Raw genomic sequence first — 14207 nt, forward strand, 5'->3', positions numbered from 1 at the left:
GGAGCGAGCTTGCTCGCGATCTTTTGATCTTTTAAAGATCGCGAGCAAGCTCGCTCCTACAGGGGGGAGGGTGAAGCCGATTTAAATAATCGGCTCATCACCTTTCTTGTTCTTCCAGCTGTCATTGCCCGGCAAAAGCAGGTTGAGTGCAATCGCTACGATAGCGCACAACGCGATGCCTTTAAGGCCGAAGTCTTCAGGGCCCATCCCTGTGCCGATCAGCACGCCGCCAATCCCGAAGACCAGGGTTACCGACACAATCACCAAATTGCGCGCTTCGCTCAGGTCAACCTGATGGCGGATCAGGGTGTTCATCCCGACCGCAGCAATCGAACCGAACAACAGGCACAAAATCCCGCCCATCACCGGTATCGGAATGCTTTGCAGCAATGCGCCGAACTTACCGATAAAGGCCAGGCTGATGGCGAAAATCGCCGCCCAGGTCATGATTTTCGGGTTGTAGTTCTTGGTCAGCATCACCGCGCCCGTCACTTCGGCGTAGGTGGTATTCGGTGGGCCACCCAGCAAGCCTGCGGCGGTGGTCGCAAGACCGTCACCGAACAGGGTGCGGTGCAAGCCCGGCTTTTTCAGGTAGTCGCGACCGGTCACGCTGCCCACGGCAATCACGCCGCCAATGTGTTCAATGGCCGGGGCCAGGGCCACGGGGACGATAAACAGAATCGCCTGCCAGTTGAACTCGGGGGCCGTGAAGTGCGGGAGGGCAAACCATGGCGCGGCGGCGATTTTGGCCGTGTCGACCACGCCAAAGTAAAACGCCATCGCAAAACCCACCAGCACACCGGCAATGATCGGCACCAGGCGGAAGATGCCTTTGCCGAACACGGCCACGATCAAGGTGGTCAGCAGCGCTGGCATCGAGATCATCATGGCTGTTTGGTAGTGGATCAGCTCGGTGCCGTCTTCAGCACGGCCCATGGCCATGTGTGCAGCAATGGGCGCCATCGCCAGACCGATCGAAATAATCACCGGGCCGATCACCACAGGTGGCAGCAGGCGATCAATAAAACCGGTGCCTTTAAGCTTTACCGCGAAACCGAGAAAGGTGTACACGAAACCGGCTGCCATCACGCCGCCCATGGTCGCGGCCAGACCGAATTGGCCCTTGGCGAGAATGATCGGGGTAATGAAAGCGAAACTCGAAGCCAGAAAGACCGGTACCTGACGGCGGGTCACAATCTGGAACAGCAGAGTTCCGAGACCCGCCGTGAACAGCGCTACGTTAGGGTCGAGGCCAGTAATCAATGGCATCAATACCAAGGCGCCGAAAGCCACGAACAACATCTGCGCGCCAGAGATGATCTGGCGCCAGAGTGGGTCGTTGAACTCGTCCTGCATGTGATTAATCCTTTTGCTTGGTGCCGAAGATCTTGTCGCCAGCATCGCCCAAGCCCGGAATGATGTAGCCGTGTTCGTCCAGACGGTGATCGATGGACGCGGTGTAGATGGTCACGTCCGGGTGAGCCTTTTCAACGGCGGCAATCCCTTCTGGGGCAGCGACCAGCACCATGGCGCGGATCTCTTTGCAGCCGGCTTTTTTCAGCAGATCGATGGTGGCAACCATGGACGAACCCGTGGCCAGCATCGGGTCGATGATCATCGCCAGACGCTCGTCGATTTCTGGAACCAGTTTTTCCAGATAGGTATGGGCCTGCAGGGTTTCTTCGTTACGGGCAACGCCGACAGCGCTGACTTTGGCACCTGGAATCAGGGTCAGTACGCCTTCCAGCATGCCGATACCGGCGCGCAGGATAGGCACGACGGTAATTTTCTTACCGGCAATTTTTTCAACTTGGACAGGGCCACTCCAGCCTTCAATCTCGTAGGTTTCGAGGGTCAGGTCGCTGGTGGCTTCGTACGTCAGCAAGGCGCCGACTTCTTGGGCGAGCTCACGGAAGTTCTTCGTGCTAATGTCTGCACGGCGCATCAGGCCGAGCTTGTGACGGATCAGCGGATGGCGGATCTCACGGATGGGCATAAGTAAAGGCTCCGGTTGGGCAGGCAAAAAAAGCGGCCTAGATTAATCTAATCCGGGGTGATGTCCTACAAACATTAATGCACGTTAGTCCATAAATGCTTGATCTGAGCCATGCGTGTGCGTACCTTTGCCCGCTTTTCTGGCAAACCACCCCCTGGAGAGCGTCATGTCTGCTGATCTCGAGCATATCCGTCAAGTCATGCGAGAGGCTGACTGCCTGTACACCGAAGCCGAGGTTGAGGCAGCGATTGCCCGCGTTGGCGCGCAGATCACAGCTGAAATGGCTGAATTCAATCCAGTGGTTTTTTGTGTGATGAACGGCGGCCTTATTTTCGCCGGCAAGCTGCTCACCCACCTCAAATTCCCGCTTGAATCGTCTTACCTGCACGCGACCCGCTACCGCAACCAAACCAGCGGCGGCGACCTGTTCTGGAAAGCCAAGCCAGAAGTGTCCTTTATGGACCGTCACGTGCTGATCATCGATGACATCCTCGATGAGGGCCACACCCTGAGCGCGATCGTTGATTTCTGCAAACACGCAGGCGCCCGTCAGGTGCATACCGCGGTGCTGATCGACAAAGACCACGACCGCAAGGCCAGTCCGGACCTGAAAGCCGACTACGCCGGCCTGCCGTGCATTGACCGTTATATTTTCGGTTATGGCATGGATTACAAAGGCTACTGGCGCAACGCTGCCGGGATCTACGCCGTTAAAGGTCTGTAAGCCCAAGTGATGAAGCTTCCTTGCGGGGAAGCTTCAGCCAGTTTCTGGCACATGCATTAGTTTTTTAACGACCTCACACGAGCGTGTTTGCATGCTGGCTATCTTTTTTCTGACCCTCTCGATCACCGCCCCGGTGTTTGCCATGCTCTTTATGGGCATTGTGCTCAAGCGGGTGGGCTGGATTAACGACAACTTTATCCACACGGCGTCGGCACTGGTGTTTAACGTCACCATGCCGGCGTTGTTGTTTTTGGGGATTGTCCACGCCGACCTCAGAACCGCCATGCAGCCCAAGGTGCTGGGCTATTTCACTCTGGCGACACTGGTATGTTTTGGCCTGGCCTGGGGCTGGGCGATCTGGCGTTGCCCGCGTGAAGATCGCGGCATCTATACCCAAGGCGCATTTCGCGGCAACAACGCGGTGATCGGCCTGGCCCTGGCGGCCAGCATGTATGGCGACTACGGCATCTCGCTGGGGGCAGTGCTCGCGGGGTTGGTGATCCTGTTGTACAACACCCTGTCGACGATTGTGCTGGCGGTGTACAGCCCGGTGATCAAGTCCGACCCGTGGAGCGTCTGCAAAAGTGTGGTGAAAAACCCGCTGATTATCAGCGTGCTGGCGGCGATCCCGTTTGCGGTGTTCAAGATCACTCTGCCGGGCTGGTTGCAGGCCTCCGGTGAATACCTGGCGTCCATGACCTTGCCGCTGGCGCTGATCTGCATTGGCGGCACCTTGTCGCTGGCGTCCTTGCGCAAAAGCGGCAATCTGGCGTTGAGTGCCAGCCTGGTCAAAATGATCAGCCTGCCGCTGGTGGCCACACTGGGGGCGTGGCTTTTGGGCTTTCGCGGGCCGGAGCTGGGGACGTTGTTCCTGTACTTCGCCAGCCCGACAGCCGCCGCCAGCTACGTCATGGCGCGCGCAGCCAACGGCAACCACGAACTGGCCGCGTCGATTATCGTGATGACCACCTTGATGGCGGCCATCACGACCAATATCGGGATCTTTGTATTGCAATGGGGTGGCTGGATCTAGCCTCAGGCGCCGTCCAGCAGGTTCTTGCACGCCGGCTCGATTTGCTTGGGTGTCCAGGTGGGGTAGGTCTGCGGTAGCACCTGCACCGGTGTGCTGATCACCAGGCCATCCGCCATCGTCGCCTCCACGTACGTGGCGCTCCAGCCTTGCTCAGGTGTTTGGAGCGCAACGTTGAGCTCTTGCCCCTCGGGCAGGCTGATATCGGTGGCCTCATAGTGAATGCCGCACGGCTGGCGGAAGTCACGATCGGTGAGGTTGTGCGCCCGCCATTGCACCAGTTTGGTGGGCGGTTCGGAGAAGTTCATCGCCAGGCGTGCGCCCCCGGCTTCAGGTTGAACCACGCTTTTCAGGCTGGGCAGCGGACGCTGTTGCTGCAGGCGGTTGGTGAAGGCGATCAGTGAATGTTCAACAAACGCCGTGATCCCGTAATGGCTGGCGTTAGGCGCTACGCGGAGCATTTTTTCGCCGGGCAATTCATCGAAGTACAGGCGTGCGTTGTCGGGTAAGAAAAAGTCATCGCTGCTGGCATTCACGATGTACTTCGGGATGCTCAGCCGCTCGCCTGCCTCAGTTTTCGCGTAGAGCATCGGGTCTTCTATCTGCATCAACTGTGCGAACTCGGCTGTTGCCAACTGCCGGGTGATCCCTTCGTGATGGTAAGCCTTGAACGCCAGCGGCCAGCTTTTGCCGTAAGCGTTGTAGGTGTGTTCCAGAGCGGCATGGGTATTGAGGATATCGATCACGAACGGAGCAATGGCGCTGACCCGTGTGTCTGCCAGTGCCGTCAGCCAGACAGCCCAGCCGCGTTTGGACGCCCCCGCAGCAATAAATGATTCGATCTGCCAGGGTTTTAGCTCAGCGTGTGCGAGGTCCATCGCTTTAACCAGCGATTGCATCATGGGCACATGCAGCGAGAGAAACGGCCGGTTCTCGGGATGTTGTAAAAACAGCGCCCAGCTATGGGCCACGCTGTCGTCTTCGCGGCGCGGTACGCCGTCGTCGCTGTAGGTCAGGTATTGGTTAGGAATGTTACTGACCGAAATAACGATGGTCTTTGTTTGCTCCGCTACAGCCAGGGCCATTGCCTGGGTGAAGTCGGTGGGGGCTGATATCGGCTTGTCTGCGGTCGGGACGTTGGTGCCGTTATTGGCGATCAGCAACGCCTTGCCGTGCAGGGCGGCCTCGGGGATGTAAATGTCGACCGTATGCTCCCATTCGGCAGGGCTGGCATAGCCGTGCCCGCTCCACGTTTGTGATTTTAGTTGGAAACTGCGTTTCTCAACGCCGGGAAAGGCCGTCGACCCTGTCGGCGTGTAGTCCAGAGGCTGGGTCGCGGCGGCCTGTTTGTAGCAACTCAGGACTTTACTGAAGTCCTGCCCGCTGTTTTCAAAACAGGCCATCGCGTTGTCGGCGGGGGAGGCGTGTGTGCAGCCGCTGACCAGCAGCGCTGGGAGCAGCAGTAAGGCGAGGTGTTTGAATGAAGTCATCGTTATCTCGTTAAAAGGTTCGAGCGCTGATCGCGCTCACTGCGAACCTTTTTACGTGATTAAACCGATGCGTTCTGTCAGGTGTGTCTGCGTTTTTTGTAGGTCTTACTTCGTGTTAGAGGCGTAAGCGTCGATCACTTCCTGGGCCGCCCGAAACGCATCAATGGCCGCCGGTACGCCGGCGTATACCGCGCAGTGCAGCAGCGCTTCGCGGATCTCATCGACGGTGCAGCCGTTATTCAGCGCGCCGCGTACGTGGCCTTTGAGTTCTTGCGGGCACTTGAGCGCGGTGAGGGTGGCGAGGGTGATCAGGCTGCGGGTTTTTAGCGACAGGCCCTCGCGATTCCACACGCCGCCCCAGGCGTGTTCGTTGACGAAGTCTTGCAGTGGTTGGGTGAAGTCGGTGGCATTGCCCAGTGCACGGTCGACAAACTCATCGCCCATCACCTGGCGGCGCATTTCAAGTCCGGTCTTTTTGTTGTCCATCGCAAAACTCCTCAGTGTTGTCGTCGCCAGGCGCGCAGGGTACTGAACAGCAGAAACACCAGCAGCGCCGGCAAGATGTAAAACAGCATCAGGTGTTCGAGCCTGCCCGCCAGCGGCATGCCGGTGGTGAACGACACCACGTGCAGTGCATACGCCAGGTACAGCCCCAAAAACAGCAAGCCTTCGGCGCGGGTGACGCGGTAGCCGGTATAGAACACCGGCAGGCACAACACGGCGACGCCTAGCATCACCGGCAGGTCAAAAGCCAGGGCGTTGGGTGATACCGACAGCGGTTCGGGGCTGATCAGCGCAGTGAGGCCGAGCACGCCGAGCAGGTTGAGGACGTTGCTGCCAATCACATTGCCGACGGCAATTTCGCGTTGCCCGCGAAAGGCTGCAATCAGAGAGGTGGCCAGCTCCGGCAGCGAAGTGCTGACGGCAATGATGGTCAGGCCGATGATGCGCTCGGACAGCCCCAGTTCGGTGGCCACGCCGACGGCGGCGTCCAGTAACAAATGCCCGGCAGCGCCCAGCAAGACCAAGGCCGTAAGCATCATCAGAACGTTGACCGGCCATGACGTTGGCGGTCGGTCGTGGCTGGCATGATGGTGCCCGCTGTGGCGTGACTGGCGAATCAGCAAGCCGAGGTAGATCACCAGACCGACCAGCAGAATGGCGCCATCGAGGCGATCCAGTTGTTTGCTCAGGGCCAGGCCGAATACCAGCGCGCTGGCGATGATCATCAAGGGGATATCGAGCCGCACCAGTTGGCGTGACACGCGCAGGGGGATAATCAGTGCCGACAGGCCGAGGGTGACGAGGACGTTGAAAATGTTGCTGCCAATGACGCTGCCGACGGCAATGTCCGGTGTGTCGTTAAACGCAGCTTGCAGGCTGACGGTCATTTGCGGGGCGCTGCTGCCGAAGGCGACCACGGTCAAGCCGATCAGCAGGGGGCGAACCTTCAGGTTGGCGGCCATGCGCACCGCGCAGTGCACCAGCAGTTCGGCGCCAGCAATCAGCATGGCGAGACCGCAGAGCAGTTGCAGCAGGTTCCACGGTGATAACGCGCTTAACCCCAAAATGGTGATTCACTCCATTGCTTAGTCACTTAAACCCTGAACCCGCACCTTGGCCGTGCCGCTGCTGAGCATACCCAACTGCTGGGCGGCCTGGCGCGAAAGATCAATCAGACGGCCGTGAGTATGCGGGCCCCGGTCATTGATGCGTACCACCACCGTTTTGTTGTTGCTGAGGTTGGTAACCACGACCCGTGAGCCGAAGGCTAGGCTGCGATGGGCAGCGGTGAGGGCGTTTTGGTCGAAGGGTTCGCCGCTGGCAGTCCGTTTACCGTGGTGCCGAGCGCCGTAATAAGAGGCAACGCCGGTTTCGTCATAGCCGCGTGGGTCTATGTCGTGGCTGGCGCAGCCGGTGAGCAAGCCGAGCAGGGCGCAGGCGCCGAGTAGCCGCTTCATGGGGGGAATCCTGTATGAGCGGTTTGAATAACCTGTAGCCGCTGCCGAAGGCTGCGATGGGCGCGAAGCGACCCGCTTTTAAAGGCGAAGGTCCTGCGGCCCTTTTCGCAGCCTGCGGCAGCGGCTACATGTTTTACGTTTAGCCTTCGAGCTTGCTCTTGAGCAGTTCGTTGACTTGTTGCGGGTTGGCTTTGCCTTTGGAGGCTTTCATGGCCTGCCCGACGAAGAAGCCAAACATTTTGCCGCGTTTGGCTTCGTCAGCCGCGCGGTACTGTTCAACTTGCTCGGCGTTGGCCGCCAACACTTCATCCAGCACCTTTTCAATGGCGCCGCTGTCGGTGACTTGCTTGAGGCCTTGCTTGTCGATGACTTCGTCAGCAGTGCCTTCGCCGTTGGCCATCGCTTCAAACACCACTTTGGCGATTTTGCCGGAGATGGTGTTGTCCTTGATGCGCAGCAGCATGCCGCCCAGCAACTCGGCGCTGACCGGCGACTGGTCGATGTCCAGGCCTTGCTTGTTGAGCAGGCTGCCCAACTCAACCATCACCCAGTTGGCCGCCAGCTTGGCGTCGCCGCTGATGCTCACGACTTTTTCGAAGTAGTCTGCCTGTTCGCGGCTTGAGGCCAGAACGCTGGCATCGTAGGCCGACAGGCCGAACTGCGACTGGAAGCGCTCGCGCTTTTGCGGTGGCAGTTCCGGCAGGGTGGCGCGCACGTCTTCGATGAACGAGTCTTCGATCACCACCGGCAGCAGGTCCGGGTCCGGGAAGTAACGGTAGTCGTTGGCTTCCTCTTTGCTGCGCATGGCGCGGGTTTCGTCTTTGTTCGGGTCATACAGGCGCGTTTGCTGGATGACTTTGCCGCCGTCTTCGATCAGTTCGATCTGGCGCTGCACTTCGCTGTTGATCGCCTTCTCGATGAAACGGAACGAGTTGACGTTCTTGATCTCGCAGCGGGTGCCGAACTCGGCTTGGCCGACCGGGCGTACCGACACGTTGCAGTCGCAACGCAGCGAGCCTTCAGCCATGTTGCCGTCGCAGATGCCCAGGTAGCGTACCAGCGCGTGCATGGCCTTGACGTAGGCAACCGCTTCTTTGGCGCTGCGCATGTCCGGCTCGGAAACGATTTCCAGCAGCGGGGTGCCTGCACGGTTGAGGTCGATGCCGGTCGAGCCGCTGAAGTCTTCGTGCAGGCTTTTGCCCGCATCTTCTTCCAGGTGCGCACGGGTAATGCCGACGCGCTTGACGGTGCCGTCTTCCAGGGTGATGTCCAAATGGCCTTTGCCGACAATCGGCAGTTCCATCTGGCTGATCTGGTAGCCCTTCGGCAGGTCCGGGTAGAAGTAGTTTTTACGTGCGAATACGTTGTGCTGGCCGATTTCGGCGTCAACCGCGATGCCGAACATGACGGCCATGCGCACGGCTTCCTGGTTCAGCACCGGCAAAACACCCGGCATGCCCAGGTCAACCAGGCTAGCCTGGGTGTTCGGCTCAGCGCCGAACGTGGTGGCGCTGCCGGAGAAAATCTTCGATTGGGTGGCGAGCTGGGAGTGAATTTCCAGCCCGATCACAACTTCCCATTGCATATGTTTGTCCTCAGAAGCCGGCAGGTGAGCGCGTGTGCCAGTCAGTGTTCAACTGATACTGGTGAGCGACATTGAGCAAGCGGCCTTCCTGGAAGTACGGCGCAAGCAACTGCACGCCGACGGGCAAGCCATCGACAAAACCGGCTGGCATCGACAGGCCCGGCAGGCCCGCGAGGTTGGCGGTAATGGTGTACACGTCTTCCAGATAGGCAGACACCGGGTCGCTGTTTTTAGCGCCGATTTTCCAGGCCGGGTTAGGCGTGGTTGGGCCGAGGATGACGTCGACTTCGTTGAAGGCTGCGACAAAGTCGTTTTTGATCAGGCGACGGATTTTTTGCGCTTGCAGGTAGTAAGCGTCGTAGTAACCGGCCGACAGGGCGTAGGCACCGACCAGAATCCGGCGCTGGACTTCCGGGCCGAAGCCTTCGGCGCGCGAACGCTTGTACAGGTCGGTCAGGTCTTTCGGGTCTTCACAGCGGTGGCCGAAGCGCACGCCGTCAAAACGCGACAGGTTGGAAGACGCTTCAGCGGGCGCGATCACGTAGTACGCAGGAATCGCGTGCTGCATGTTGGGCAGGCTGATGGTTTTGATCACCGCGCCGAGTTTTTCGAGCTCTTTGATGCTGTTGTGCACCAGTTCGGCAATGCGCGGGTCGAGGCCTTCGCTGAAGAACTCGGCAGGCACACCAATACGCAGGCCTTTGAGCGAGGTATTGAGGTCGGCGCTGAAGTCCGGCACCGGTTCGTCGATGCTGGTGGAGTCTTTAGAATCGAAGCCAGCCATGCCTTGTAACAAAATCGCGCAGTCTTCAGCGGTGCGCGCCAAGGGGCCGCCCTGATCAAGGCTGGAGGCGTAAGCGATCATGCCCCAGCGCGATACCCGACCGTACGTCGGCTTGAGGCCGGTAAGGTTGGTCAGCGCAGCGGGCTGGCGGATCGAACCGCCGGTGTCGGTGCCGGTCGCTGCCGGCAACAGACGAGCGGCAACGGCGGCAGCCGAACCACCCGATGAACCGCCAGGTACGTGCTCAAGGTTCCACGGGTTTTTGACTGCGCCGTAGTAGCTCGATTCGTTGGCCGAGCCCATCGCGAACTCGTCCATGTTGGTCTTGCCCAGGCTGACCGCGCCAGCCTCGGCGAGCTTGGCAACCACGGTGGCGTCGTACGGTGCCTTGAAGTTGTCGAGCATCTTCGAGGCACAGCTGGTGCGTACGCCCAAGGTGCAGAACAGGTCTTTGTGCGCGATCGGCGCGCCCAGCAGGGCACCGCTTTCACCGTTGGCGCGACGTGCGTCAGCAGCCTTGGCCTGCTCGATGGCGAGGTCTTCGGTGAGGGTGATGAAGCTGTTGAGCTGCGGATCGAGCTGGGCGATACGTGCCAGCAAGGTCTTGGTCAGCTCTTCAGAAGAAAACTTTTTATCGGCGAGTCCGCGGGCGATCTCGGCCAGAGTCAATTGATGCATGCAGGCTCTTTCCCTTTACTCGATGACTTTCGGAACCAGATAGAGGCCGTTTTCGACCGCTGGTGCGATGGACTGGTAAGCCTCGCGATGATTGCTTTCAGTCACGACGTCTGCGCGCAGGCGCTGGCTGGCTTCCAGTGGGTGGGCCAGCGGCTCGATACCGGTGGTGTCGACAGCCTGCATATGATCAATCAGCCCCAGAATGCTATTAAGGGCTTCGGTGGTGCGTGGGAGATCGGCATCATTGAGACCCAGACGGGCCAAATGTGCGATTTTTTCCACGTCGGAGCGTTCTAGCGCCATGGGATTCTCCAGTGGAAAACAGGACGGATGGTGTCCGTGTGTTAGATTGTCGGAACACTACCGCATTTCTACGGTCATATGGCCGCGATTGTGGGGGTTGGTGCACGGAAAAGCGGTCAATTTAACATATTGGCGCCTTGCCCAAAATCCCTGTCGTTGTTAGAGTTTGCCGCACTTTTTTACCCACGCGTTGCCTAGGGTCCCTTTCCCATGTTCAAGAAACTGCGTGGCATGTTTTCCAGCGATCTTTCCATCGACCTGGGCACTGCCAACACCCTTATTTACGTGCGTGAGCGCGGTATTGTCCTGAATGAGCCATCGGTTGTGGCTATTCGGACACACGGTAACCAGAAAAGTGTCGTTGCCGTCGGCACCGAGGCCAAGCGCATGCTCGGCCGTACACCTGGCAACATTGCTGCCATTCGTCCGATGAAGGATGGCGTGATTGCCGACTTCAGCGTCTGCGAGAAGATGCTGCAGTACTTCATCAACAAAGTGCATGAAAACAGCTTTTTGCAGCCAAGCCCTCGGGTTTTGATTTGCGTACCGTGCAAATCGACTCAGGTAGAGCGTCGCGCCATTCGTGAGTCGGCACTCGGTGCCGGTGCCCGTGAAGTATTCCTGATCGAAGAACCGATGGCCGCGGCCATCGGTGCTGGCTTGCCGGTTGAGGAAGCACGCGGTTCGATGGTCGTCGATATCGGTGGTGGTACCACTGAAATCGCGCTGATCTCCCTGAACGGTGTGGTTTACGCTGAATCCGTACGGGTTGGCGGCGACCGCTTCGACGAAGCGATCATCACTTATGTGCGTCGTAACTACGGCAGCCTGATCGGCGAGTCGACGGCTGAGCGCATCAAGCAGGAAATCGGCACAGCCTACCCGGGCGGTGAAGTGCGTGAAGTCGACGTACGCGGCCGTAACCTGGCAGAAGGCGTTCCACGTGCATTCACCCTGAACTCCAACGAAGTGCTCGAGGCTCTGCAAGAGTCGCTGGCAACTATCGTTCAGGCCGTGAAAAGCGCACTGGAGCAGTCTCCGCCAGAGCTGGCTTCGGACATCGCCGAGCGTGGCCTGGTACTGACCGGTGGTGGCGCCTTGCTGCGTGACCTCGACAAGCTGCTGGCCCAGGAAACAGGTCTGCCGGTGATCGTTGCCGAAGACCCGCTGACCTGTGTTGCCCGTGGTGGTGGCCGTGCGCTGGAAATGATGGATAAACACACAATGGACCTGCTCTCCAGCGAATAAGATCGCCGGTGCAGGCCAATGGTTATCACCAAAAGGTAGCACTTTGCAGTGCTGCCTTTTGGCGTTTATCTTTTGCCAATCTTCATCCAGGCCGCTTTAACGCCGTATGAATACATTGAACACTTGCCCGGGAGGGGCGGCTTATTAAACCGCTCTTTTCTAAAGGCCCCTCATTGGGCGTGCGCTTATTGGTGCTGGTCGTGCTATCGGTCGCGCTGATGGTGGTAGATGCCCGTTTCACGTTGCTCAAGCCGGTGCGCAGCCAGATGTCGCTGGTGCTGATGCAAACCTACTGGGTGACCGATTTGCCGCAACGCCTGGTTCAGGGGGTTGCCAGCCAATTTGGCAGTCGCACCGAACTGGTGGCTGAAAACGAGAAGCTCAAAACTGAAAACCTTCTGTTGCAAGGTCGCATGCAAAAGCTGGCGGCCTTGACCGAGCAGAACGTTCGCCTGCGCGAGTTGTTGAACTCCTCGGCGCTGGTGAACGAAAAGGTTGAAGTGGCCGAGTTGATCGGCATGGACCCGAACCCGTTCACCCATCGCATCATCATCAACAAGGGTGAGCGCGACGGCGTGGTGCTGGGGCAGCCGGTGCTCGATGCACGCGGGTTGATGGGGCAGGTGGTCGAGTTGATGCCGAACACCTCGCGCGTCCTGTTGCTCACCGACACCACCCACAGCATTCCGGTACAGGTGAATCGCAACGGCCTGCGCGCCATTGCCAGCGGCACGGGTAACCCAGAGCGGCTTGAACTGCGTCACGTGGCCGACACGGCGGATATCAAAGTGGGCGACCTGCTGGTCAGCTCAGGCCTGGGGCAACGCTTCCCGGCCGGTTACCCGGTGGCCACGGTCAAAGAAGTCATTCATGACTCGGGCCAGCCATTTGCCATTGTGCGGGCTGTGCCGACTGCCGCCTTGAACCGCAGCCGCTATCTGCTGCTGGTGTTCAGCGACAGCCGAACCCCTGAAGAACGCGCCAATGACGCCGCTCAAGCCCAAGAGGCCGAGCAGCGGGGTGAAGCACCTCCGGTGGTGCCGGCCACTGTGCCTAAGCCAGCGCCAACGGCCGCTGCACCTGCTGCCCCTGCCGCCGCGCCAGCGGTGACGCCAGCCCCGGCTGCAACTGATCCCAAGACCGTGAAAAAACCTGTACCCGCCGCAGCCAAGCCGCCAGCCGCTGCGCCGGCCACTACTCGGGAGAGGGAATAATGGCGGGCACTCATTCGCGAAACGGCTGGATTGTCTGGCTGACGTTTGCCATCGGCCTGTTGCTCAGCGTTTCGCCGTTGCCGCAGTTCATGGAAATCCTGCGCCCGTTGTGGCTGGCCCTGTTGCTGGCATTCTGGGCCCTGGCCTTGCCGCACAAGGTGGGCATGGTCACCGCTTGGTGCCTGGGCTTGATGGAAGACGTGCTGTACGGCACCTTGCTGGGCCAGAATGCATTGATTCTGACCCTCATCACCTTTTTGGTATTGTCGCTGGCGCAACGGTTGCGCACGTTCCCGATGTGGCAGCAAAGCCTGGTGATCCTGGTCATATTTGGCCTGGCTCAACTGGCTCAGCTATGGCTGAGTGCCTTGACCGGCAATCGCCAGCCCACGCTGGCGTTGGTATTGCCAGCGCTGGTCAGCGCGCTGTTGTGGCCATGGGTGAGCTACGGGCTGCGCGGTTTGCGCCGACGTTTCAAAATCAATTGACTGGATCGCGAGCCATTTCCTGGTTTGTGCACGTAGACAGGGAGATGTCTTGATGACTCCGCTTTTTCTGGCCTCTGGCTCACCACGCCGCCGCGAGTTACTGACTCAAATCGGCGTGCCGTTCCAGGTGGTCAGCGCCTCCATAGACGAAACTCCCCTCCCTGACGAATGCCCAGCGGCCTATGTCGAGCGCCTAGCGCGAGCAAAGGCCCGTGCGGGGCGCGAGCACCTGCTCGGGTCCTCGGTAAGCGCGCCATTCTGTGTATTGGGCGCCGACACCGCCGTCGTACTGGATGATCAGATTCTCGGCAAACCGGTCGACGAGGCCAATGCCTTGTCTATGCTCATGGCGTTGTCTGGCCGGGAGCATGAAGTCTTGACGGCCATTGCCATTCTGGCGGCCGAGCGTTGCGAAACCCGTGTGGTGCGCAGCCGGGTCAGTTTCAGAACCATCAGCCAGCAAGAAGCCGCCCGGTATTGGGCCAGTGGGGAACCTCAGGACAAAGCCGGTGGCTACGCTATTCAAGGGTTGGCCGCGGTTTTTGTGGCGGGCCTTAATGGCAGTTATTCCGGGGTTGTGGGTTTGCCCGTGTGCGAAACCGCAGAACTGCTCGGGCAATTCGGCATACCCTGTTGGCAAACCTTATCGAGCGCTGAATAACGCGCCTTACATGACTTGGCACTAATGCTATGACGCCTGAAAGAG

Annotated in this window: 15 protein-coding genes; 6 read left to right on the forward strand and 9 right to left on the reverse strand. The window is 59.3% G+C overall.

Features of this window, described 5'->3' with window-relative positions:
* Positions 1–81 precede the first annotated feature (81 nt).
* Both AAEZ03_RS21850 and upp read right to left on the reverse strand, forming a co-directional pair.
* Entirely contained in the window at positions 82–1356 is a 1275-nt protein-coding gene (locus AAEZ03_RS21850) for a uracil-xanthine permease family protein (RefSeq protein WP_153350723.1), read from the reverse strand.
* A 4-nt stretch (positions 1357–1360) separates the two neighbouring features.
* A complete protein-coding gene (upp, locus tag AAEZ03_RS21855) occupies positions 1361–1996 on the reverse strand; it encodes a uracil phosphoribosyltransferase (RefSeq protein ID WP_048368393.1) in 636 nt (211 codons plus the stop codon).
* Between the two features lie 166 nt (positions 1997–2162).
* Here upp and AAEZ03_RS21860 point away from each other — a divergent pair, with 166 nt between their 5' ends.
* Together AAEZ03_RS21860 and AAEZ03_RS21865 are read left to right on the forward strand one after the other, a co-directional pair.
* The gene (locus AAEZ03_RS21860) at positions 2163–2720 is read left to right on the forward strand and encodes a hypoxanthine-guanine phosphoribosyltransferase (protein ID WP_123749601.1); all 558 of its coding nucleotides are present in this window, start codon (positions 2163–2165) and stop codon (positions 2718–2720) included.
* 91 nt (positions 2721–2811) lie between these two features.
* On the forward strand, positions 2812–3753 hold the full coding sequence (locus AAEZ03_RS21865; RefSeq protein ID WP_350581498.1) for an AEC family transporter: 942 nt from the start codon (positions 2812–2814) through the stop codon (positions 3751–3753).
* Positions 3754–3755: 2 nt separating this feature from the next.
* Here the strand turns inward: AAEZ03_RS21865 and AAEZ03_RS21870 are convergent, their stop codons facing one another.
* From AAEZ03_RS21870 to gatC, 7 genes are all read right to left on the reverse strand, one after another.
* The gene (locus AAEZ03_RS21870) at positions 3756–5240 is read right to left on the reverse strand and encodes a PhoPQ-activated pathogenicity-related family protein (protein WP_350581501.1); all 1485 of its coding nucleotides are present in this window, start codon (positions 5238–5240) and stop codon (positions 3756–3758) included.
* Between the two features lie 105 nt (positions 5241–5345).
* Complete coding sequence (locus tag AAEZ03_RS21875) at positions 5346–5726, reverse strand: carboxymuconolactone decarboxylase family protein (RefSeq protein ID WP_350581503.1); 381 nt, start codon at positions 5724–5726, stop codon at positions 5346–5348.
* A gap of 11 nt (positions 5727–5737) precedes the next feature.
* Complete coding sequence (locus AAEZ03_RS21880) at positions 5738–6778, reverse strand: calcium/sodium antiporter (RefSeq protein ID WP_350581531.1); 1041 nt, start codon at positions 6776–6778, stop codon at positions 5738–5740.
* A gap of 51 nt (positions 6779–6829) precedes the next feature.
* Positions 6830–7201, reverse strand: coding sequence for a septal ring lytic transglycosylase RlpA family protein (locus AAEZ03_RS21885; RefSeq protein ID WP_350581505.1), 372 nt, complete (start codon positions 7199–7201; stop codon positions 6830–6832).
* 139 nt (positions 7202–7340) lie between these two features.
* Entirely contained in the window at positions 7341–8786 is a 1446-nt protein-coding gene (gene gatB / locus AAEZ03_RS21890; RefSeq protein ID WP_048368388.1) for an Asp-tRNA(Asn)/Glu-tRNA(Gln) amidotransferase subunit GatB, read from the reverse strand.
* A gap of 10 nt (positions 8787–8796) precedes the next feature.
* Positions 8797–10248, reverse strand: coding sequence for an Asp-tRNA(Asn)/Glu-tRNA(Gln) amidotransferase subunit GatA (gatA, locus tag AAEZ03_RS21895; protein ID WP_262124750.1), 1452 nt, complete (start codon positions 10246–10248; stop codon positions 8797–8799).
* A gap of 15 nt (positions 10249–10263) precedes the next feature.
* On the reverse strand, positions 10264–10551 hold the full coding sequence (gene gatC / locus AAEZ03_RS21900) for an Asp-tRNA(Asn)/Glu-tRNA(Gln) amidotransferase subunit GatC (RefSeq protein ID WP_350581509.1): 288 nt from the start codon (positions 10549–10551) through the stop codon (positions 10264–10266).
* A gap of 210 nt (positions 10552–10761) precedes the next feature.
* Here gatC and mreB point away from each other — a divergent pair, with 210 nt between their 5' ends.
* The 4 genes from mreB (at position 10762) to AAEZ03_RS21920 (ending at position 14162) form a co-directional block, all read left to right on the forward strand.
* Positions 10762–11799 (forward strand): rod shape-determining protein MreB, encoded by a 1038-nt coding sequence (gene mreB, locus AAEZ03_RS21905; protein ID WP_002555108.1) that lies wholly within the window; start codon positions 10762–10764, stop codon positions 11797–11799.
* 143 nt (positions 11800–11942) lie between these two features.
* Positions 11943–13013: a rod shape-determining protein MreC gene (gene mreC / locus AAEZ03_RS21910; RefSeq protein WP_082148638.1), complete on the forward strand. Its 1071-nt coding sequence runs from the start codon at positions 11943–11945 to the stop codon at positions 13011–13013.
* A complete protein-coding gene (mreD, locus tag AAEZ03_RS21915) occupies positions 13013–13501 on the forward strand; it encodes a rod shape-determining protein MreD (protein WP_048368384.1) in 489 nt (162 codons plus the stop codon). The genes mreC and mreD overlap by 1 nt, the downstream gene beginning before the upstream one ends.
* A 52-nt stretch (positions 13502–13553) precedes the next feature.
* Positions 13554–14162: a Maf family protein gene (locus tag AAEZ03_RS21920; RefSeq protein WP_350581513.1), complete on the forward strand. Its 609-nt coding sequence runs from the start codon at positions 13554–13556 to the stop codon at positions 14160–14162.
* Positions 14163–14207 lie beyond the last annotated feature (45 nt).

The organism is Pseudomonas sp. HY2-MNA-CIBAN-0224, assembly GCF_040310285.1.
Classification (GTDB): domain Bacteria; phylum Pseudomonadota; class Gammaproteobacteria; order Pseudomonadales; family Pseudomonadaceae; genus Aquipseudomonas; species Aquipseudomonas helleri.